Source organism: Limosilactobacillus mucosae, assembly GCF_013423865.1.
GTDB classification, from domain to species: Bacteria; Bacillota; Bacilli; order Lactobacillales; family Lactobacillaceae; genus Limosilactobacillus; species Limosilactobacillus mucosae.
On record NZ_CP058954.1, the window covers coordinates 497,461 to 519,401 of the forward strand.

Sequence of the window (21,941 nt, forward strand, 5' to 3'; positions counted from 1 at the left end):
ATGTTAGCATTTTTTTTAAATAGGTGCAATCGTTTTCAACTTCTTGGATGGCGTTGGGCCTTCAATAGCCGCCGATACTGAATTCCCAGGGCTTTTTCAAATTCACCGTTTGGCTTTGGATGATAATACTCATCATTTTTGATTTTATCTGGCAGATACTGCTGGCGAACCCAGTCTTGTGGAAAATCATGCGGATATTGGTAGTCGACGCCATGGCCAAGTTTTTTTGCACCTTGGTAGTGGGCGTCTTTTAGCCAATTAGGGATCTCGCCGAAGCTGCCTTGATCAATACGCTCTAAAGCAGCATCAATGGCTTGAATACCAGAATTTGACTTGGGCGACAGCGCCAGTTCAATTACGGTATCGGCCAAGGGAATGCGAGCTTCAGGCAGACCAATTTTTTCAGCTGCCTGAATTGCCGTGATGGCTCGCTGAACGGCTGGCGGGTTTGCCAGACCAATATCCTCATAGGCAATTACGGTCAAGCGACGGGCAATGCTTGGCAGATCACCAGCGGCAATCAGCCGTGCCAAATAATGAAGTGCGGCGTCAACATCGCTGCCGCGAATCGATTTTTGAAAAGCAGAGATGACGTCATAGTGGGCATCGCCATCCTTATCGGCAGCCAGTGCTTTTTTCTGGACGCATTCCTCAATAATCGGCAGGGTTAGATGAATCTTACCGTCTTGAGCTGGATCGGTTGACTTGGCGGCCAGCTCCAATCCGTTTAGCGCACTGCGCAGATCGCCGTTGACTGCGCGAATCAGCTGCTGACGAGCATTGTCGGCAAGCTCCAGCGGTATTTTCCCCAGGCCCCGCTCCTGGTCGGCAAGGGCGCGGTCAATAGCCAGGCTGATGTCTTTTTCGGTTAAGGGGTAGACTGGAAAAATCTGAGTACGACTGCGAATAGCTGGATTAATCGACAGATATGGATTCTCAGTCGTGGCACCGATTAAGATAATGTGACCGTTTTCTAAATGAGGCAGCAAAAAATCCTGTTTGGTTTTATCAAGGCGGTGAATTTCATCAAGCAGCAGAATCACGGTTCCGCTCATTTTGGCTTCTTCGGCGACAATCTGCAGGTCTTTTTTAGAATCGGTGGCGGCATTTAACATGCGAAAGGCATACTTGGTTGATCCGGCGATAGCACTGGCGATACTCGTTTTGCCAGTGCCAGGTGGACCGTACAGAATCATTGAGCTGAGCATTTTGGCCTTAACCATGCGATTGATGATCTTGCCAGGACCAACCAGATGCTGCTGACCAACGACTTCGTTTAGATTGCGCGGCCGCATACGATAGGCTAATGGCTGCAAAAAACAAGGCCTCCTTTGTTTTATCTAGAATGAAACAGCCGCTGCCAAAAGCCTTGTTTAGCTGGCGACTTGACTTGAGAAACTGGATTTGACAGATTTGGATAGCGTTTCGCAACATCAACTGGCGACTGATAGACTGCAGTTTTAGCCGCTACTACGACCGCCAGCTTTTCAGGAGCCGTTGAAAATTCCGGATCCGTTTTTAAAGTGAAGCTGGCATGTTCTTGAACGGCTGCTCGCATATACGGACGCAGCTGCTCATCATCTAGATTGCCATTTAAAAAGACCAGATTGCCGATCCCTTTTTTTAACTCCAATCGTAGGGCATCAGACCAGTCACGCTCGCCAAGCTGAGCCACGCTGATCGTCAGGCAGACTCGCTCACGAAAAGTTCCCAGATAGCGTCTTTGCTCATCGGGATTGATTTTAGGCGTACCATAGACTGCATTTTGCAGCCGCTGATCAACTGCACTTTTTTCTTCGTTAGCCATGCATAACCCTCCGTAAGTAGTTTCTCCTATTGTATCATTGATTAATCCTGAATAATAAAAAAACGCCACTGCATTAAGCAATGGCGAAGATCATCCTAGTCCTTGACGATTTCACAGAATTCAATAGTCTCAGCATTTGGTCCTTCAATATTGAAGAACTTGATGCCATGCTGCCAAAAGTCGAGGTGCTGAACTTCATCTTCTTTCATCTTAAAGCCGGCTGCCTTGGCTGCTTTAAAGGCGGCATCGGCATCAGAAGTATTTAAAGAGATATGGTTGATCGCACCGGTTTGGCGAACGGCACCATCACCAGTCCAGATTTCCAGAGTCAGGTGAGCGTATTGCATAAAGACAACCTCATTGCCTTGGTCGTCAGTATCAAAATTGCCCAGCATCTTAAACCCGAGCTTTTCCCAAAAGGCAACCGTTTTTTGCAGATCGTCGGTTGGAATGCCAATGTGCTGCAGATCATCGAAGTAGCCAGCTAAACTTTTGTTGAATGCCATAATTTTTCTCCTTTAACTAAGACTGCTGTTAATAAAAGTGAAGAGTCTAAACATCTAAGGCTTGATGCTTGAGCTTAGGGAAGATAATTCGATCGGCAAGTCCAGTAATGCCGCCTTGGAAGAGCAGCGCAAAAATCGTTCCAAGACCAAAGTTTGCTAGCCCCATCCTAGGTAGAGCCAGCAGAGCCATAATCGTTGGCGGAATATAGGATGCCCACATTGATAAGGTTGCATTGCCTTTGAAATAACGAAAACGCAGAATCTGGAATAAATCATCGGCCGGGTGCAGGACCAGATTTACTCGCTGATAGATTGAAATGGCCACTCCAATTAAAGTAACGCCCAAGAAATTGATCAGAACATACAGAACTACCATTGGCAAAGAATGAGCATCGGGCATAATCCGGTTGAAAATATCGGAAAACCATTGAATAAAGATTGAAAACGGCAGCATAAACATGAAATTGCCAAAAATTCGTTTCCATTCCCATTTATGCATCAGAATTGCGTTTAAGGCTGCGGTTAGCATTCCCAGAACCATGAATGCCCAAAACAGTGTCATTGAATTATTCCCCAGGACGGCAATGCCAAGGTTGTTTTCAGCCGCCGTCCAATAAGCGGATCCTAAAAACTGTGGATGAATATGTGAACTGGTAACCAGCGTCAAAACGTTTCCCATCGAGTTGATAACGATCGACAGGGCGAAGTAGGCGATGCTGACTGGCATTGAAATAGTGCGCTTTGGTACCGCGGTGACATTTTTTGAGCTTGCTTGTTCCAAATTAATTCCCTTCTTCCTGACAAGATCACGTCTTAAAAATTGGTGATAGACTTCACTTGCCACGATAAAGATACCCCCAGTAACTATCGATGTCAACCGGTTGACAGAATTTAGAATGATAAAAACTGTCTCAAAATCAGTTTACGAAAGCGATTTCTTTGTTGCTGTAATCAGATAGTGGGAATTAATCGGTTTGGCAGCTGTTTTTTTAATTTTTTTCGTGAATTTGTTGTTTGATTCACAGGCTTTTGACAGTCCTGACTTGCTCACTTTAAAATTGGTATATGCTTATCTCAGGGATATAAATGAAAATAAAATCATATATAACTAAAAAAGATAAAGTTTTGCGCAATCGATTGCTTAACAATATAAAGTTACTGTCGTCTAGTGGTCCAGATGTGAATTATCGTTGATATGACGGCAATTAATTCAAAAATTGACTGATAATCAGTGCACAAGCTTGAATTGGTATTGCTAATCGATTAGCAAAAATAATTTCAAAATCCAATTGACGGCGTTGGTAAATTCGGTCATGATACGAGTCATGAATTAATTGTTAACTAAAAATTGGTATATTTAACAAAGGAGCAAGAGAAATGCAATCAACTGAGCAAAAAACGATTGCCATCTATGCTGACGGGGCTGTCATTGATGACATGCGTCAAATGGCTAAGCTGCCTGAAGTAACGGGCTTTACGACCAACCCCTCACTGATGAAGCGAGCAGGAGTTACTAATTACTTGACGTTTGCCAAGCAAGTAGTCGGTGAGTTTCCGGAAGCTTCCCTGTCTTTTGAGGTTTTTTCACAAGATCCTCAGAAAATGCAGCAGGAAGCAGAAATCTTAAGTTCATTAGGCAAACATGTCTATGTTAAGATTCCGATTTTAAACTTGAATGGACAGCCTAATACGGAGCTGATTCATCAACTGGCACATGCCGGCATCAAGCTGAACATTACCGCAGTAACGACCAGCGAACAGGTGCGCTTGGCATTGGAAGCTTTGGACGAACAGACGCCGGCGATTATTTCACTATTTGTGGGACGAGTTGCTGATACGGGTGCGGATCCAACTTCCTTTGTCAATGCCAGCGTAGCGATGTCGCATTTGCATCCAAACGTTGACTTGCTGTGGGCCTCGACGCGTGAAGTCGACAACATTCGTCAAGCTCAGCAGGCTGGTATCGATATTATTACAGTACCACCGGCAATTCTGCAAAAATGGCTGGCACGGCGCGAGTTTACGCCAGAAGATGTTGCTCTGGATACGGTTCGTGGCTTTGACCAAGATATTAGTACGCTGGGATTCAGCATTTTAGATGAAGTTGCAGAGGAGGCGGCGGTCAATGAGTAATCAGCAAGCAACTCTAGATCAAAAATCAGTTACGGCTGCTCGAATGCTGGGCGTAGAAATGATTGAAGCCTCGCACAGCGGCCATCCTGGGATCGTTTTGGATGCCGCGCCAATGGCTTACACGCTGTTTGAATATCATATGCGTTTTAACCCTAAGCAGCCTAAGTGGATCAACCGCGATCGCTTTGTCTTGTCAGCAGGCCATGGCTCAGCGCTGCTCTACAGTCTGCTGCATCTAAACGGTTTTGATCTCACTGTTGATGACTTGAAGGCGTTTCGCCAAATGGGTTCCAAAACACCAGGCCATCCTGAATATGGCTGGACGCCTGGTGTTGATGCCTCGACTGGTCCCTTGGGTCAAGGACTTGGTATGGCAGTTGGTATGGCGATTGCAGAAAAGCATCTAGCTGCACAGTGCAACCGACCGGGGATGCCAGTAATTGATCATTACACTTACGCCTTGGCGGGTGATGGTGATTTGATGGAGGGCATCAGTCAAGAAGCCTTGGATATTGCAGGCAATCTGCAGCTTAATAAACTGATCGTGCTTTATGACTCAAATGATGTTTCACTGGATGGGCCATTGTCAATGAGTACGCATGACAATGTTGAACAGCGAGTCAAGGCGGCTTCATGGAATTATGAACGCGTTGAGGATGGCAATGATCTGGCTCAGATCGATGCAGCTTTGTGGCGGGCTAAACGTTCCGATAAGCCAACCTTGATTGAGGTTAAGACGGTAATTGGCTACGGTGCGCCTAAACAGGGAACCAACAAAGTTCATGGTACGCCGGTTGGTCAGGATGGCCTGGCTGTCCTCAAAGAAAAATTTGACTGGCATGAGCCATCTTTCACCGTACCGCAGGCTGTTTATGATCACTTCCAAGAGCTGGTGGCTGCCAAAGAAAAGCAATACCAGCGCTGGTTGGAAATATGGGCTTCCTATCAGCAGCAGTATCCGCAACTGGCTGCTCAATTGATGAATGATGAGTTTAAGTTGAGTGATGATGCCTTAAACTATCAACCAGGTGAAAAAATTGCCACGCGGCTGGTATGTGATGACGCACTGCAGGAAATCGCCCGGCAGAATCCGATGTTTTGGGGCGGGGCTGCGGACCTGGCCAGCTCTAACAAAACGCTGCTGAAAAAAGATGACAATTTTGCTGCGGATAATCCATTAGGCCGCAATCTGCGGTTTGGCGTACGTGAATTTGGCATGGCAGCAGCCTTGAATGGAATTACGCTGCATGGTGGTACCCGAGCCTTTGGCAGCACGTTCTTGGTCTTTAGCGACTATCTTAAGGGTGCCGTTCGTCTGGCTGCTTTAATGAAGATCCCGACTGCCTTTGTCTTTTCTCATGATTCTTTGGCTGTTGGTGAAGATGGTCCAACGCATGAACCAGTTGAGCAATTGGCAGCGCTGCGCTCAATGCCGGGTGTCGATGTCTATCGTCCAGCTGATGCCAATGAAACGATTGCTTCCTGGCAAGTCATTGGCAAAACTACTGATCGTCCGAGCGTAATCGTTACTTCGCGTCAGGGACTGCCGGTTTTGGCAGCAGCTAAACATGCACCAGTAGAACGAGGAGCTTATATCCTAGCACCGGCTCAAACCAATCATCCATCTGGAATCCTGATTGCCAGCGGCTCTGAGGTCTCTTTGGCATTGCAGGCTAGAGAACGATTGGCCAAAGAAGACATTGACGTGCAGGTTGTTTCGATGCCATGTCAGGAACGTTTCTTGCGGCAGTCAAAGCAGTATCAAGAAATGGTGCTGCCGCCACGCCTGGATAAGCGCTTGGCACTCGAAATGGGCAGTTCAATGTGCTGGCACCGTTTTGTCGGCTTGAATGGCATGGTAATGGGCGTTGATGAATTCGGTACCAGCGCTCCAGGTGAACAGGTTATTGAAAAGTTTGGCTTCACGCCAGAACGCGTTGCTGCAGCCTTTAAGCAGACAGCCGGGCTTGAAAATGAAAAATCAACTCAAATGGCTGCTAATGGCTAGCTGCTGTTTTCTAAAAACTACGTATCACACATAAATCTTAATCTCTAAATCTCAAAATACTCCAAAAATCCCCAAAGGCCATGAGCGATCCACTATCCCAGTCGCTCATGGCCTTTTTGATTTGAATTGGTATATAAAAAAGCTCCGTGATTTTAAATCACAGAGCTTTTTAAGAAATAAACCGTAATTAGATATTACAGCTTGTTGTAGAATTCGACAATCAGCGCTTCGTCGATGTCGGCGTTCATGTCTTCACGTTCTGGCAGACGAACCAGCTTACCTTCGAGCTTGTCAGCATCGAATTCAACGTATGAAGGACGTGCAACAACGGCTTCAACAGCGTTCTTGATAACGTCCAGGTTCTTGGACTTGTCGCGAACGGAGATGACTTGACCAACCTTAACTTCGAAGGAAGGAATGTCAACGCGCTTGCCATCTACGGTGATGTGACCGTGGTTAACCAGTTGACGAGCTTGACGACGAGTAGTAGCCAGACCCAGACGGTAAACCATGTTGTCCAGACGACGTTCCAACAGGATCATGAAGTTGGTACCGTGAGTACCTTCCTTGATCTTACCGGCACGCTTGAACAGGTTACGGAATTGACGTTCAGTCATACCGTACATGTAACGCAGCTTTTGCTTTTCGCGCAGTTGCATACCGTATTCAGACAGGCGGCCACGACGGTCATTACCGTGATCACCAGGTGCGTAGTTGCGACGAGCCAGTTCCTTACCGGTACCGGACAGAGACATGCCGAGACGGCGAGATACACGCCAGCTAGGGCCAGTGTAACGAGACATATTAGAATTCCTCCAATAAAATTATTTGGAGTAAAATAATCCGATTGTGAGCTTGACATTCGTGCAGGCCAATTGGATCGTTCACCCTTGCAGCTGGGTTACTGGAAACACCATGCGGCATTGGTCTGTTGACGAGCTTGCCCCTCACTGCTGCATTATTTTACACAAAGAGTACTTTAACGCGAAAAACATGCCTAGTCAAGATGTTTGATCAGTTCATCGACAAAAGATTGAATGCCGGCCTGCAGTTTTGCATCAAATCTTTTTTCAACTGGGGCATCCAAATCCAAGACACCAAGCAATTGCTGATCTTTAATCAAGGGAATTACAAGCTCAGAACGGGCGGCAGCATCACATGAGATATAACCAGGAAACTTAGTGACGTCATCAACTGCCAATGCCTGCCGCTGAGTAGCTGACTGACCACAGACGCCTTTGTTCATTGCAATGTGCATACAGGCTGGATGCCCTTGAAATGGTCCCAGCACCAGTTCGTTTTCTTTAGGGTCATAAAGATAAAAGCCGGTCCAGTTCAATTGATCAACGCTGTCGTTTAACAGTGCTGAGGCATTAGCCAGATTAGCAATTAAGTTGGTTTCATTTTCCAATAAGGCAGCCAGCTGGGTGTTGATAAGCTTAAAGTTTGGCAAAATAAAAATCCCTCCGATAAATAATAAGTTGTCAAGAGCAGATATGATATAATTTTAATTAGTGGAATTTTAAGATTAAACGGTGAAAAACGCAAAGCATAAACCGTGCAAAATATAGGTGGGATATAGATGTTTCAAGTGTTGATCGGAATTTTAGTTATTGCTGCATTGGTAATTATTGGCGTATACGTCTATCAAAAGCGCACCCTCAATGCGGTAGACGCCCTGCTGAATCAAAAAGCTGCCGCACTGACAACTCATTTGGACGAACGGTTTGCCAAAAACGCAAATCCAGAGCTGAGCGGCGACTCGCTAAAGGATTTTAATCAGCTCAAGGATGAATATCAAGATGAATTCCTAACGGCTGCCAGTCGGGTCGATGACTTGGCCGATCAAATAGCGCAAGATCTGCATGGATTTAATCTATTGAAAGTCAAGCCGGATCTGCGTAAGCTGCAGGATGCGACTGCTAAGCTGCTGAGTGAACAGACAAATCTTGAAGAAGGTTTGAAAAAAATTGACGATGCCAAGGCAGAACATCAAAAAGCAATTGGCGAGCTAAAAAAGCAATACCAGCAGTTTCATAATGAACTGGAAGAAAACAGCTATCGCTATGGCAAAAGCAGTACGGCTCTGCGCCAGCGCCTGACGGATCTGGAAGCTCGTTTTGCCAAGTTCACCACGCTTACGGCCAAAGGCGACTATGAAGCGGCTCAAGACGTCCTTAACGAGCTGCAGCAGGATACCGAGGAACTGGCCCGACTGATGCAAAAGATTCCAGATATCTATAAGCCGCTGCTGACTGAATTTCCCACCCAACTGCAGGAACTAAAAAATGGCTATGAGCAGCTGAAACGACACCACTATAACTTTGCTGATGGCCAGATCGATCAAGAAATTAAGCGGCTTGGTCAGCTTTGCGAACAAGCAGATGCTGATTTGAATGCCTTGCGACTGGATGAGGCGGCAACGGCAAATGATCAGCTGACGCAGCATATTGAGCAGCTTTACGATGTTATGCAGCGCGAACTTGATGCTCGGCCAAAAGTTGCACCATTGATGCGCGATGTAGGTCGGCATTTGAGTCATGCCAAACAGCAGAATCGTGAGCTGATTGATGAACTGGAACGTTTAAGTCTTAACTACACGCTTAACAATGACGAACTGGCCAACGCACGCGGCCTTGACGAACAGCTGCGGCAGCTGCAGGCATCATATGACCAAGATCAAGAAGCACTGGCAGTCGAAGAAGCTATTGACAGCCAGGTTGTTGCTCGTCAGACCGATAATGAAAAGTCATTGACGGCAATCGAAGAACAGCAAAAACAGATCAATGATAGTGTTGCTGATCTTCAGTCTGATGAGGCGCGAGCAAAAAAAACGCTGCAGCGATTCTCAGTTGAGATTCGTACAATCAAACGGCGTGTGGAGTCACTGAATCTGCCAGGAATTCCCCAAGACTACATGGATTATTTCTTCCTGGTCAGCGATGAAATTGGTAAACTAGCCGATGCAATCAGCCAGGTTAAGATTGATATGGAAGACATCACCAAGCAGCTTTTAATCGTGCAAGACGATCTGGAAACGCTGCAGGAAAAAACTGATGACTTAAGAGACAGTGCCGAACTGACCGAACGGCTGATTCAATATGCCAACCGGCTCAGTATTGACCATGAAGAGATTAATGATGCGATTGCCAAAGCACAAAATGAATTCAATCGCTATAATTATCCAGGTAGTCTGGAAATCTTGGAAAAGGCCGTTGAAAAAGTCGAGCCGGGTTCCTATAAGCGAATGGAGCAGCGTTACTATACCGAGCTTAAGCGCAATTCTTAAAACCAAAAACGTGTCGCCAATGACGCGTTTTTTTATTTTCAAGTGTCAATCATGGTTAAAAGAAACGGGATCTGTTATAATGTAGCGTTGTTTTAGGAGCCGAACCTTCGTCGCGGATGTGATCCATCGGCGGCAATATCTTGCGAGGAAAATCTGTTTTCCCGCGTGCATTAAAGGAGTAAGCACAGTATGATTTATTTTGACAATAGTGCCACGACGCAGATCTGGCCGGAAGTTTTGGATACGTATAATCAAGTCTGCCAAAAGATTTGGGGGAATCCCTCCAGTCTGCATAAGGTTGGTGAGACGGCTTGGAATCTTCAAGAGCAGGCACGTAAACAGATTGCGGACCTGTTTGACGTTTTGCCAAGTGAGATTGTTTTTACCAGTGGTGGTTCAGAGGGCGACAACTGGGTCATCAAAGGAACGGCAATTGAAAAGCGTCAATATGGCAAACATATTATTACGACCAGCGTTGAGCATGCTGCGGTGCGTAATTCGATGGAGCGCTTAGCTGACCTTGGTTTTGAGATTACCTATCTGCCGGTCGATGATCAGGGACGCATTGATCCAGAAGACGTTAGAAAAGCACTGCGCCCAGATACGATTCTGGTTGAATCAATGGTTGTCAACAATGAGATTGGTACGATTCAGCCAATCAAGGAAATTGGTGAAATCTTAAAGGACTATCCTAAAGTTCACTTTATGGTTGATGCGGTGCAGGCAATCGGTAAGGGAATCGATGACCTTGTCTTTTCAGATCGGGTCGATTTTGCGGTCTTTTCTGGTCATAAGTTCCATGCACCGCGCGGAACCGGCTTTGTATGTGCCAAAGCCGGCCGCAAGCTGGCTCCACTGATTGATGGTGGCGGTCAGGAGCGCGGCCGCCGCAATGGGACCGAAAATACGGCTGGTTTTGTTGCGATGGCCAAGGCATTACGGTTGGTAAAACAAAACGAAAAGCAGGCCGTTGAACGCGAAAAAGCAGTCAAGACGCGAATTTACGATCATATCAAGAATTTTGAACACGTTGAGGTTATCTCGCAAAATGATGATTCGTTTGCTCCTCATATTCTGACGTTTGCAATTGTTGGCGTCCGTGGTGAAACGATCGTGCACGCTTTTGAAGATCACGATATCTATATTTCAACGACCAGTGCCTGCTCCTCAAAGAAGCACGTTGAAGCCGGGACTTTGGCGGCTATGAAGGTTCCCGATGAAATTGCAACCAGTGCCGTACGGATCAGCCTGGGCGATCAAAACACCTTGGCTGAGGCTGATGAGTTCAATCGCGTCTTTGATGAGCTGTATGCCGGCTTTAAGAAGATTATCGATTAGTTTTTGAAAGGAAAATCTAGTTCCAAAATGCAATATGATGAAATTATGGTGCGCTATGGCGAGCTTTCGACTAAAGGGCGCAACCAAAAGAACTTTATTGACCGTTTGGGAGCCAATGTTACCAAAGCGTTGCATGGCTTTGATCAGGTTAAGATTCATCCGCAAAGAGACCGGATGCATATTGACTTAAACGGTGCCGACAGTAGTCAGGTCATGGATCGCTTAAAGCAGGTGTTTGGCATCCAGACCTTCTCTCCTTCTTTACGAGTTGAAAGCGACTTTGAAGCAGTTAAGCAGGCAGCGGCTAAGATGATCAGAGAACAGGTAAAAGAACCGGCCACCTTTAAGATCAGTACTCGGCATGCCGACCATGGCTTTCCAATGGGGACGTTTGAGATGAATCGTGAGCTGGGAGCCTATCTGCTAAAGGAATTTCCTGATCTTTTAACAGTTGACGTTCACCATCCAGATATTGATCTGATGGTTGAGATTCGGAAAAGCGGAATTTATCTGACCAGTGAAAAGATCAAGGGCGCAGGTGGTCTACCAGTTGGAACGGCTGGTAAAGGTATGATGATGCTTTCAGGCGGAATCGATTCACCGGTTGCTGCCTACCTGGCCATGAAGCGTGGGGTTTCTTTGGAGATGGTGCACTTCTACAGTCCGCCATATACCAGTGAACAGGCATTAGCTAAATCAAAGGAACTGACCAGCAAACTGGCAAAATATTGTGGTAGCATCAAGTTCATTCAAGTACCGTTTACCGAAATTCAAGAAACGGTTAAGGAAAAGATTCCCGAGGGCTATCTGATGACCGTCCAGCGCCGCTTAATGCTTAGACTGGCCGCGGCTTTGGCCATGAAACGCCATGGCCTGGCCATCTTTAACGGTGAAAGCCTTGGACAGGTAGCCTCACAGACGATGGAAAGCATGGTCGCTATTAATGATGTGACTACCTGGCCGGTGCTGCGTCCGGTTCTGTCGTTTGATAAGACTGAAATCATCAAGATCGCTGAAGAAATCGATACCTATGAATTGTCGATTCTGCCATATGAAGACTGCTGTACGGTCTTTACGCCGCCATCGCCAAAAACCAAGCCAAACCTGAAACGGGCACGGGCCTATGAAGCACGGCTGGATGTTGAAGGATTGATGCAGCGGGCTTTGGAAAACATTAAGATTACTGAGATTCATGCTGGTGACGAATTCTTGAATCAGAATCAAGACGTATTCGCCGAATTGCTGTAAAATTTAAGCTGATGCAAGACTTTTTAATGCATCAGCTTTTTTATTTCAAACACCGGATTTGGCTATTCGAATGGTGCTAAATTTGGTATACTGTTCCCACACAAAATTAAAAAACGCTGTGAAACTGAAAGGAGCGTTCATCGTGGAAGTTACTGTCAATGGTGAGAAGATGCAGCTGGTCGGCAATCCGCCAGAAGTAGGTACGGAAATTCCTCACTTTAAGCTGTTTGATGCTCAGAATCAACGGGTTAAGACTCGTGAGCTGCTGGGCAAGCCAACTTTATTCTCAGTCGTACCAGACATCAATACGTCGGTCTGCTCGCTGCAGTCACGCAAATTCAACAAGGCAATGGCTGAATATCCTGACGTCCGCTTGATTACGGTCTCCACCAATCCAATTAACGAACAGAAGGGCTGGTGCGCGGCCAATGATATCCCAAATGCTGAGCTTTTATCTGATTATGAACAGTCATTTGGCTATGCAATGAAGCTTTTGATCCCTGATGAAGGCGTCTTGGCACGGTCAATCTTCCTCATTGATGCTGATGGCCAGATCGTCTATCGACAGATCGTTCCTGAAATGACGCATGAGCCTGACTATCTGGCTGCCTTGAATGCAGTAGAAAAGTTGGGCACGGCTGCTGAATAATTAAGAAATTATTTGAATCGACTTGACGTTGTCAAAAATTTCTTTTATTATTACGCTATTCAAGCATTGAACGAGAGAGTAGATCTGGTAAAGCCGTTTAGAGAGACCTTGTTGCTGAAAAAAGGTTCGGTTTGCCAGATTGAAGGTAGCTCGCGAGCAGAATTGCTGAAAGCAAGTAGGCAGTTCCGGTTCATGGCCGATATCCCATGTTTGAGTGGAAGCCTGTCTTTGGATGGGTTTCAATTTAGGTGGTACCGCGAGCAGACTCGTCCTAATTTATTAGGGCGAGTCTTTTTTTGTTTGATGCCAATTAAATTAACCAATAACTGTAAATCTGAAAGGGGAACTTGCCATGTCAGAAAAGAACATGTCCACCAAGTTCAACCCGGCTTCGATTGAAGAAGGGCGCTACCAGTGGTGGATCGATGAAGGGTTCTTTAAGCCAAGTGGTGATAAGAAAGCCAAGCCATATTCAATCGTTATTCCACCTCCTAACGTTACTGGCAAGCTGCACTTGGGTCATGCCTGGGATACCACGCTGCAGGATATGATTATTCGGCAAAAGCGGATGCAGGGCTATGACGTTTTGTGGCTGCCAGGGATGGACCACGCCGGCATTGCAACGCAGGCTAAGGTTGAAGCACGGCTGCGCGAACAAGGCATTTCACGCTATGACCTGGGTCGCGAAAAGTTTATTCAACAAGTATGGGACTGGAAAGACGAATATGCCGACATCATCCACAAACAGTGGGCTAAGATGGGAATCTCAGTTGACTACGATCGTGAACGCTTTACCCTTGACGAGGGCCTAAACAAAGCGGTTCGCAAGGTTTTCGTTGATTTGTACAATAAGGGACTGATCTACCGGGCAACCTACATTATCAACTGGGACCCACAGGCACGGACGGCGCTTTCCGACATGGAGGTTATCCACAAAGATGACAAGGGTGCCTTCTACCACGTTAAATATCCATTTACCGACGGCACGACGTTTAATGGCAAAGACTACATTGAAGTTGCTACGACGCGTCCTGAAACCATGTTTGGCGATGAGGCCGTTGCCGTAAACCCAAATGATGAACGCTACAAGGAACTGGTCGGCAAGCATGTTATGGTGCCGCTGGTCAACCGTGAGATCGAAATCATTGCTGATGACTACGTAACGCCTGAATTTGGTACTGGGATGGTTAAGATTACGCCGGCTCATGATCCAAACGACTTCTTGGTTGGCAAGCGTCACAACCTGCCTGAACTCAACACGATGAACGAGGACGCCTCGCTGAATGAAAATGCCGGCAAGTACTGCGGGATGGATCGTTTCGAGGCGCGCAAGGCAATCGTCAAGGATCTGGAAGATGGCGGCTATATGCTGAAGATTGATCCAATCGTACACTCTGTTGGTCACTCTGAACGGACCGGCGTACAGGTTGAATCTCGGCTTTCAACGCAGTGGTTCGTTAAGATGAAGCCATTGGCAGAAAAAGCATTGGCCAACCAAAAGACAGCTGATCGGGTCAACTTTGTCCCAGAACGTTTTGAGCACACCTTTAATCAGTGGATGGAAAACGTGCATGACTGGGTTATCTCACGTCAATTATGGTGGGGTCACCGAATTCCGGCTTGGTACAACAAACAAACCGGTGAAATGTACGTTGGCATGGAGGCACCAAAAGACGCCGAAAACTGGGAGCAGGACAAAGATGTGCTTGATACCTGGTTTAGCTCGGCATTGTGGCCATTTTCAACGATGGGCTGGCCAGACACTGATTCTGCTGACTTTAAGCGTTATTTCCCAACCAACACGCTGGTCAGCGGTTACGACATCATCTTCTTCTGGGTTGCCCGGATGATCTTCCAATCACTGGAATTTACCGGCAAGGCACCATTCCGCAATGTCTTGCTGCACGGCTTGATTCGTGATGAGCAGGGCCGTAAGATGAGTAAGTCTTTGGGTAACGGGATTGATCCAATGGACGTCATCGAAAAGTATGGTACGGATGCTTTGCGCTGGTTCCTGGTTACGGGTTCTACGCCAGGTCAAGACATTCGTTTCTCCTACAAGAAGATGGATGCAGCCTGGAACTTTATCAACAAGATCTGGAATGCCAGCCGTTATGTAATCATGAATCTTGGTGACATGCAGAATGCACCAAAACTGCCGGCTAAAGACAAGTGGGATCTGGCAGACCGTTGGATTTTGAGTCGTTTGAACGCAACGATCAAGCAGGTTACCGATCAATTTGAGTCATTTGACTTTGGTGAAGCTTGTCGCTGTCTGTACAACTTTATCTGGAACGATTTCTGTGACTGGTACATTGAAATGACCAAAGAAAAGCTCAACAATGGTACAGAAGCAGAAAAAGCCGACACCAAGAACATTTTAGGCTACGTGCTCGACCAAACGCTTAAACTGATGCATCCGATCATGCCATTCGTTACTGAGGCGCTGTGGCAAGATATGCCGCATGAAGGCAAGTCAATCATGATTGCTGACTATCCAGTGGTTCATGATGAATTTGCAGATGAAAAATCAGAAGAACAGATGAAGCGTCTGATCGAACTGATTACGGCCGTGCGCAACATTCGCAATGAAGCCAATGCGCCAATGTCCAAGCCAGTCGATCTGCTGATCAAGACAGATGATCAGGCTGCTGCTGACATGCTTTTGGCCAATGCAGACTACATCAAGCGATTCTGCCATCCTGCTGATTTGCAGATTGCTACCGATACGCAGGCGCCAAAATTGGCCATGAGCGGTATCGTTACCGGTGCTGAAGTCTACATTCCAATGGCTGAACTGGTTGACCTAAAAGAGGAACAGGCACGGATGGAAAAAGAGATTGCTAAGCTGGAAAAGGAAGTTCAACGTTCCGAAAAGAAGCTTGGCAACGAAAAATTTGTCAATAATGCTCCTGAAGCCGTCGTAGCCGAAGAACGCGCTAAGGCAGTCGAATGGAAGCAAAAGCTGGAAGCAGCCCAAGCACGTCTTGCTTCGCTGCAGAATGCTTAATTAGGTAAGCAGGACATCCCCAGAGTTCATCAGAGCTTTGGGGATGTTTTTTTGCAAATTAAGTCGATTTTTGCGAACAATCGTTCTATAATTAGGCGTAAAAATGAAAGGATTTATCATGACAAATATTCAGAACTATGATGATGCCCTGGCATTTATTCATGGCCGGACCAAGTTTAAAAAGATTCCAACTCTGAAACGGATGCGGCGATTTTTAAAAGAACTTGGCAATCCACAAGAAAAGCTCAGCTATCTGCACGTTACCGGCACCAATGGCAAGGGATCAACCGTAGCAATGCTGCGATCGCTCTTAATGGCAAGTGGCTTGACGGTAGGGACTTTTACCTCGCCGTTTATTGTCCGCTTTAATGAGCGAATCTCACTGAATGGCCAACCGATTTCGGATGGCGAGCTGGTAAAGGCTGCCCAAAAGGTGGCCCCCGTTGTTGATTATCTAGATCAAGTATTGCCTGAGGGTGGTCCCACTGAATTTGAGATTGATACAGCAATCATGTTTACCTGGTTTGCACAAAAAAAGCCAGATGTTGTAATTCTCGAGGTGGGAATTGGTGGCCTTTATGACTCAACTAATGTGATTGTGCCAGCTGTCAGTGGGATTGTTACGGTTGGCTACGATCATATGCATGTTTTGGGTGATACGCTGGCTGAGATTGCATGCCAAAAAGCGGGTATCATCAAACCAAATGTACCGGTAGTGATTGGCCGGTTGCCTCAGACTGCGCGGCAGACAATCATAGCAGATGCACAAGAAAAACAGGCACCATTATATGAAAACGGGCGACAGTTTACGGCTAAAAAACTGAACAATCATCAGTTAAGAAATGAAATCGAATATGATGGACTAATGCTTCATCGGCAAAAATTTCAGTTAAGCCTGCTTGGCGAGTATCAAGTTGATAATGCAGCCGTTGCACTCACCATGGCGCAGCTTTATTTGAAACGACTGGGCGTGCCGATTGACGTCCAGGCTTTTCAAAACGGCTTGGCCAATACACGCTGGCCGGGGCGGTTAGAAATCGTCAATGACTCGCCGTTGGTTGTTTTAGACGGTGCTCATAATCTGCCCGGAATGCAAGCTTTGACGACAACGCTGCAAAATGACTTTAAAGAAATGGAAATCTATGTTTTGGTAGCAATTTTGGCTGATAAACAATATCAGTTAATGTTGGGAGAGATTGCCAGTCTGCCCAATGTTCATTTGATGCTGACCAATTTTGCCGGTCCGGGTCCCAAGCGGCCGAGCGCTGATTTAGAAAAGGCAGCTAAAGACATCAAAACACATTGGCCAATTGAGACGGCACCCAGCTGGCAAGAGGGATTGCTGAGATTATCAAGGGAAGTTTCAGCCGATGATGCAATCTTGATTACCGGCTCGTTATACTTTATCTCAGAGGTTCGGCGTTTTTTTGCTGATTAAAAATAAAATCTGCTCTGTCTTGCATATAGTAATGGCAGAGGAGGTAATCAAATGACTGAAAAAACTTGCCAGCAGCGCTATGTGGCATTAGTTAACATGGTTTTTGATCAAGAAGGAGACCTTGCCAATCATTTTTTAGAACTTTTTCCCACGCCAGCTGTTTTTCGCAATATGACGATGGAAGAACAGGATGCTTTTTTGGGATATGATCGCAAACGTCTTAAACCGATTTTGGCAGCAATTGAGCTGGGAAATCTGATTTTAACCTGTCCGCATGATATCTTAGGTCACGCCTATTCCAGTAATGAGGTTGGCCAGTTTTTAATGGATGAGATGGCTGGACAGATGCAAGAGTCAGTCGAAGTGCTTTGTACGGATGTGCATAACGAGATCATAGCACGACGCTGTCTGTTTAAAGGCGGTCAAGCGGAATGTATGCTTTATCCGGATCAAATTTTTCGCTACGTGCTGCACTGGAATTCATTTGGCCTGATCATGGTTCACAATCATCCTTCAGGCGATCCCGAGCCATCCAGACAGGATCTGAGCTTTATGCGACGGCTGGAACGGGGCTGTCAGCTGCTGGGACTGCATCTGTTGGACTGTCTTGTGATTGGCAGCCAGGACTATTACAGCTGGCGTGAAAGTCAAGAGGCTCATGCGGCATTTAATGATCAAATTGCGAATTGAATTTTAAAATTCGGTTAAGGAAACCTGAATGCTGAATAGCAATGCTGTTTTTCTCTGGCGTTTGGTGTATAGTAATGTCTGTTAATTTAACGTTCGGCTATGGTATAATATCAACGCTATTGTATTATGAAAATGAACGACTACTTTTGTATACGAAGGGAAGAAACAGATTGCTAGGAATTGGAGCAAAAAATATTGGCATTGATCTTGGTACTGCCAATACTATTGTTTACATTGAAGGCAAAGGCATCGTTTTGCGTGAACCATCCGTAGTTGCCCGCAACAAAAAGAGCGGCGAGGTCATCGCGGTTGGTGAAGAAGCACGTGATATGATTGGACGCACGCCTGCAAGCATTGTGGCGATTCGCCCAATGAAAGACGGCGTGATTGCCGATTATGATACGACGGTTGCTATGATGAAGCACTATATGGAAAAGGCACTCGGCAAAAATGGCGGCAAACCATACGTAATGGTCTGCGTACCTAGTGGCGTTACGGAAGTTGAAAAACGTGCCGTAATTGATGCAACGCGGGTGGCTGGCGCACGTGATGCCTATGTGATCGAAGAACCTTTTGCAGCTGCAATTGGTGCTGGTCTGCCGGTTATGGATCCAACTGGAAGTATGGTTGTTGACATTGGTGGCGGTACGACGGATGTTGCTACGATTTCACTTGGTGGCATCGTTTCAAGTCGTTCGATTCGCATGGCTGGTGACAAGATGAATGATGCGATCGCACAGTTCGTTCGTCAAAACAAGAATCTGCTGATTGGTGAACGTACGGCTGAAAAGCTCAAGTGGGATATCGGCTCAGCTTCTGTTGAGGCAGCTAAGGAAATGGGAACTACCGAAGTCCGTGGTCGTGATTTGGTAACTGGTCTGCCACAGACTAAAGAAGTTTCGGCAGTTGATGTTTCCAACGCGTTGCAAGATGTTGTCGAAGCGATTATCGAAGCCATCAAGGGAACGTTGGAAGAAACCTCACCGGAAATTGCGGCTGACGTAATTGACCATGGGATCGTGCTGACTGGTGGCGGTGCCTTGCTTAAGCACTTGCCAGAAGTTATTGCCGATGCTACCAAGGTGCCTGTATTTATCGCCAATGATCCATTGGACTGTGTTGCTATCGGGACTGGTGAGTCACTGAAGAGCATTGATGTGATGAAAAAAAGCAAGTAGTCACGCAATCGAGTAAAGAGAATAACTGATACACAGTTAACAGGGCGGGGCTGGTCGCAAAACGATTTGTTTTGCCCAGTCCCGTTAAATGTATCTGGGTGCATTGGAGGATAAAAATGCAGAAGTTTTTTTCGAATCGCCGCTTGGTAATTACAGTGGTAATTCTAGTAGTCTGCTTTGGCTTAATGGGCGGCTCGATTGCGATGCGCAACCGTCGTTCGACCCCACCACTGATTCAGCAGTTTGGCAATGACATCGCCGGCTTTGCCGATGGCATTGTGGCATATCCGGTCAATGCCGTACAGGGCGTCGCTGATTCAGTTTCCGGATTGATGAATGCCTACACGGAAAATCGCGAGCTGAAGCAGAAAGTATCTGAGCTGGCCCAGGTTAAGGTTCGTGACCAAACGCTGGCTAAGGAAAACAAGCAGCTAAAAGCAGAATTGAAGCTCAAGAACTCGCTGACCGACTATTCAACCGTTAGTGCAGCTGTAATGTCCAGGACGCCTTCTTCATGGCAGCAGCAATTAGTGATCAACAAGGGGCAGACCAGCGGTATTAAAAAGAACATGCCGGTACTTTCTGGCGGCGGCTTGATTGGCCGAGTGGCGGAAGTTAACAAGACCAACAGTAAAGTTGAACTGCTCAGTGATACCAGCGAGTCATCCAATCGTTTTTCAATTGTGATTAATGGCACTGATGGTAAGAGCGTCAACGGGATCATTACGGGCTATAATGCCAGAACCAATGAGCTGATTATGGGGCAGGTAACCTCAACGGCTAAGATTAAAAAAGGCGCTAAGGTCGTAACCAACGGAATGGGCGGTATTACGCCAAAAGGACTCTATGTCGGCAAAGTCTCACGTATCGGCAAGGATGATTATGGACTGGCTAAGAAAGTCTACATCAAACCGGCTACGAACTTTAACGAGATCAATATCGTTACGGTAGCGGAATTAAACGATTAGAGGCGGTGTGACATGTATAGATTATCCCGGTTGAGATATGTGTTTCCTTTGGGTCTGTTCGCTGCCCTCTTTTTAGATGGTTCTTTAAGCAAGATATTTGCAGGCTTTTTCTTTCATTATCCCTATGCAATGGTCAGTCAATTGGTCATTGTCTGGCTGGTCTGCTCGTATTTTTTTGAAGGCGACATTCAGATTCCGTTGATTGGATTTTCGGTCGTCGCGGGGATTTTTTGTGATCTCTATTATTCAGGGATCCTGGGACTGTTCATGTTCCTTTATCCAATGGTTGTTGGTCTGACGAAATTGCTGGCTAAATATATCACGTCATCGTTTCCGATGATTGTCCTGGTCTTTTTGATCGATCTGACGGTATTTGAGCTTTTTAACTATTGGGCCTATGCTGCAGTGGGAATTGCCAAGGTTGGCCTGGGCGGTTTTTTGTTGGATACGCTGTTGCCAACGTTGCTTTTGAATCTGGTATATCTGCTGTTTTTGTATTTTCCATTGCAAAAGCTGATTACTTGGGCTGCTGATATCGAACGCCGCTAAATTTACGGTGAGGTCTTGACAAGGCTGTTGGATGATAGTAAGATACTGACAATTATTAAAAAACGATAACAAAAACAAAGAACAGACTAGTAGCTGTTTAGCCGTCTGCTTAGCGAGTCGCGGTTGATGGGAAGCGACCAGAAGGCAACAGTGAATCACATCTGCGAGTTGGGCGATCGAATTTAGTAAGTCGCTCCGGGGAAGCCCGTTACAGCACAGAGTTTAAATTTGAACTCGCTGAGGCAGTTTAGCGTGAGCTGACTGCAATGATGAGGTGGAACCGCGGCAACGCCCTCTGAGCCATGTGCTCGGGGGCGTTTTTGCTTTTCTGGAAAATTTGAACTTAATGAGGCAATGGCTGTGAAGCCGTTGCAAATCCGAGGTGGGATCACGCTGCGGCGTCCTCGACAGTTGTTATGACTGTTGAGGACGTTTTTTGTTATCGAAGCATTTGAGGGAGGTTTTATCATGTCAATGCACTATGTTATGGAAATTCTGCCATCGCTGTTTCAAGGCGCTGGCATGACATTAAAGCTGTTTTTCTGGACGCTGCTTGGTTCACTGCCTTTGGGGATCTTAGTTAGTTTAGGATTGACTTCCAAGTTTCGGCCGCTGCAATGGCTGCTTGAGCTTTATGTCTGGCTGATGCGGGGTACGCCGCTGCTGCTGCAATTAATTTTTGTTTTTTATGGCTTGCCAATTATTGGGATTGTTTTTCAGCGTTACGATGCCGCGCTGTTTGCATTTATTCTCAACTATGGTGCCTATTTTGCCGAAATCTTTCGGGGCGGCTTTCAGTCAATTGATCAAGGCCAATATGAGGCAGCGCGGGTTCTGCGCTTAAGCTATGGTCAGACGCTGCGCAAGATCGTGATTCCACAGGTCGTTAAGATCGTAATTCCTTCGATCGGCAACGAGGTCATCAATCTGGTCAAGGACTCATCTTTGGTATACGTAATTGGTCTGGGCGATCTGTTGCGGGCTGGCAATGTTGCTACGGCACGGGACGTAACTTTGGTACCATTGCTTTTGGTTGGCTTGATCTACCTAATCTTAATCGGGATCTGTACGTTTATCCTGAACAAGGTTGAAAAGCGCTATTCGTACTTTAAGTAAAAGGAGGCCATGAA

At 46.3% G+C, this 21,941-nt stretch carries 19 protein-coding genes and 2 other annotated features; of the genes, 13 read left to right on the plus strand and 6 right to left on the minus strand.

The annotated features are described in order from the left end of the window. Positions 1 to 35: 35 nt before the first annotated feature. From H0G69_RS02270 to H0G69_RS02285, 4 genes are all read right to left on the minus strand, one after another. Positions 36 to 1,295 (minus strand): replication-associated recombination protein A, encoded by a 1,260-nt coding sequence (locus tag H0G69_RS02270; protein ID WP_180305375.1) that lies wholly within the window; start codon positions 1,293 to 1,295, stop codon positions 36 to 38. A 41-nt stretch (positions 1,296 to 1,336) separates the two neighbouring features. Next, positions 1,337 to 1,807 (minus strand): YueI family protein, encoded by a 471-nt coding sequence (locus H0G69_RS02275; protein WP_180305093.1) that lies wholly within the window; start codon positions 1,805 to 1,807, stop codon positions 1,337 to 1,339. Positions 1,808 to 1,902: 95 nt separating this feature from the next. After that, entirely contained in the window at positions 1,903 to 2,313 is a 411-nt protein-coding gene (locus H0G69_RS02280; RefSeq protein WP_033934414.1) for a VOC family protein, read from the minus strand. A 46-nt stretch (positions 2,314 to 2,359) separates the two neighbouring features. Further along, positions 2,360 to 3,040 carry a DUF6198 family protein gene (locus H0G69_RS02285; protein WP_006500265.1) on the minus strand — a complete coding sequence of 227 codons (681 nt, stop codon included), beginning with the start codon at positions 3,038 to 3,040 and terminating at the stop codon, positions 2,360 to 2,362. 650 nt (positions 3,041 to 3,690) lie between these two features. Between H0G69_RS02285 and H0G69_RS02290 the strand changes: the two genes are divergently transcribed. Next, complete coding sequence (locus H0G69_RS02290; protein WP_006500263.1) at positions 3,691 to 4,446, plus strand: transaldolase family protein; 756 nt, start codon at positions 3,691 to 3,693, stop codon at positions 4,444 to 4,446. Continuing rightward, the gene (gene tkt / locus H0G69_RS02295; RefSeq protein ID WP_180305094.1) at positions 4,439 to 6,454 is read left to right on the plus strand and encodes a transketolase; all 2,016 of its coding nucleotides are present in this window, start codon (positions 4,439 to 4,441) and stop codon (positions 6,452 to 6,454) included. The genes H0G69_RS02290 and tkt overlap by 8 nt, the downstream gene beginning before the upstream one ends. A 194-nt stretch (positions 6,455 to 6,648) precedes the next feature. Here tkt and rpsD read toward each other — a convergent pair whose 3' ends face one another. Beyond that, positions 6,649 to 7,257, minus strand: a complete 609-nt coding sequence (gene rpsD / locus H0G69_RS02300; protein ID WP_033934417.1) for a 30S ribosomal protein S4 — start codon at positions 7,255 to 7,257, stop codon at positions 6,649 to 6,651. Positions 7,258 to 7,451: 194 nt separating this feature from the next. After that, positions 7,452 to 7,907 carry a free L-methionine (R)-S-oxide reductase MsrC gene (locus H0G69_RS02305; RefSeq protein WP_180305095.1) on the minus strand — a complete coding sequence of 152 codons (456 nt, stop codon included), beginning with the start codon at positions 7,905 to 7,907 and terminating at the stop codon, positions 7,452 to 7,454. Between the two features lie 129 nt (positions 7,908 to 8,036). Here H0G69_RS02305 and ezrA point away from each other — a divergent pair, with 129 nt between their 5' ends. The 11 genes from ezrA to H0G69_RS02360 all read left to right on the plus strand — a co-directional run bounded on the left by ezrA (position 8,037) and on the right by H0G69_RS02360 (position 21,927). Beyond that, the gene (gene ezrA / locus H0G69_RS02310) at positions 8,037 to 9,743 is read left to right on the plus strand and encodes a septation ring formation regulator EzrA (protein WP_033934419.1); all 1,707 of its coding nucleotides are present in this window, start codon (positions 8,037 to 8,039) and stop codon (positions 9,741 to 9,743) included. A gap of 189 nt (positions 9,744 to 9,932) precedes the next feature. Further along, complete coding sequence (locus H0G69_RS02315) at positions 9,933 to 11,081, plus strand: cysteine desulfurase family protein (RefSeq protein ID WP_180305096.1); 1,149 nt, start codon at positions 9,933 to 9,935, stop codon at positions 11,079 to 11,081. Positions 11,082 to 11,108: 27 nt separating this feature from the next. Then, complete coding sequence (thiI, locus tag H0G69_RS02320; RefSeq protein ID WP_074504723.1) at positions 11,109 to 12,329, plus strand: tRNA uracil 4-sulfurtransferase ThiI; 1,221 nt, start codon at positions 11,109 to 11,111, stop codon at positions 12,327 to 12,329. Positions 12,330 to 12,471: 142 nt separating this feature from the next. Further along, positions 12,472 to 12,978, plus strand: a complete 507-nt coding sequence (gene tpx / locus H0G69_RS02325; protein ID WP_039945929.1) for a thiol peroxidase — start codon at positions 12,472 to 12,474, stop codon at positions 12,976 to 12,978. Between the two features lie 57 nt (positions 12,979 to 13,035). Beyond that, positions 13,036 to 13,255: a binding site (T-box leader), on the plus strand. Between the two features lie 75 nt (positions 13,256 to 13,330). Continuing rightward, positions 13,331 to 15,988, plus strand: a complete 2,658-nt coding sequence (locus tag H0G69_RS02330; RefSeq protein ID WP_048345495.1) for a valine--tRNA ligase — start codon at positions 13,331 to 13,333, stop codon at positions 15,986 to 15,988. A gap of 118 nt (positions 15,989 to 16,106) precedes the next feature. After that, positions 16,107 to 17,426 (plus strand): bifunctional folylpolyglutamate synthase/dihydrofolate synthase, encoded by a 1,320-nt coding sequence (locus H0G69_RS02335; protein ID WP_240164363.1) that lies wholly within the window; start codon positions 16,107 to 16,109, stop codon positions 17,424 to 17,426. Between the two features lie 51 nt (positions 17,427 to 17,477). Then, a complete protein-coding gene (locus tag H0G69_RS02340) occupies positions 17,478 to 18,116 on the plus strand; it encodes a JAB domain-containing protein (protein WP_180305098.1) in 639 nt (212 codons plus the stop codon). A 170-nt stretch (positions 18,117 to 18,286) separates the two neighbouring features. Then, positions 18,287 to 19,294, plus strand: coding sequence for a rod shape-determining protein (locus H0G69_RS02345; RefSeq protein WP_006500252.1), 1,008 nt, complete (start codon positions 18,287 to 18,289; stop codon positions 19,292 to 19,294). Between the two features lie 116 nt (positions 19,295 to 19,410). Next, positions 19,411 to 20,262: a rod shape-determining protein MreC gene (gene mreC / locus H0G69_RS02350; RefSeq protein ID WP_039945926.1), complete on the plus strand. Its 852-nt coding sequence runs from the start codon at positions 19,411 to 19,413 to the stop codon at positions 20,260 to 20,262. 12 nt (positions 20,263 to 20,274) lie between these two features. Then, complete coding sequence (gene mreD, locus H0G69_RS02355) at positions 20,275 to 20,811, plus strand: rod shape-determining protein MreD (RefSeq protein ID WP_033934427.1); 537 nt, start codon at positions 20,275 to 20,277, stop codon at positions 20,809 to 20,811. A gap of 68 nt (positions 20,812 to 20,879) precedes the next feature. Next, positions 20,880 to 21,110: a binding site (T-box leader), on the plus strand. A gap of 175 nt (positions 21,111 to 21,285) precedes the next feature. Continuing rightward, positions 21,286 to 21,927 carry an amino acid ABC transporter permease gene (locus H0G69_RS02360; protein WP_147648968.1) on the plus strand — a complete coding sequence of 214 codons (642 nt, stop codon included), beginning with the start codon at positions 21,286 to 21,288 and terminating at the stop codon, positions 21,925 to 21,927. Positions 21,928 to 21,941: the final 14 nt, after the last annotated feature.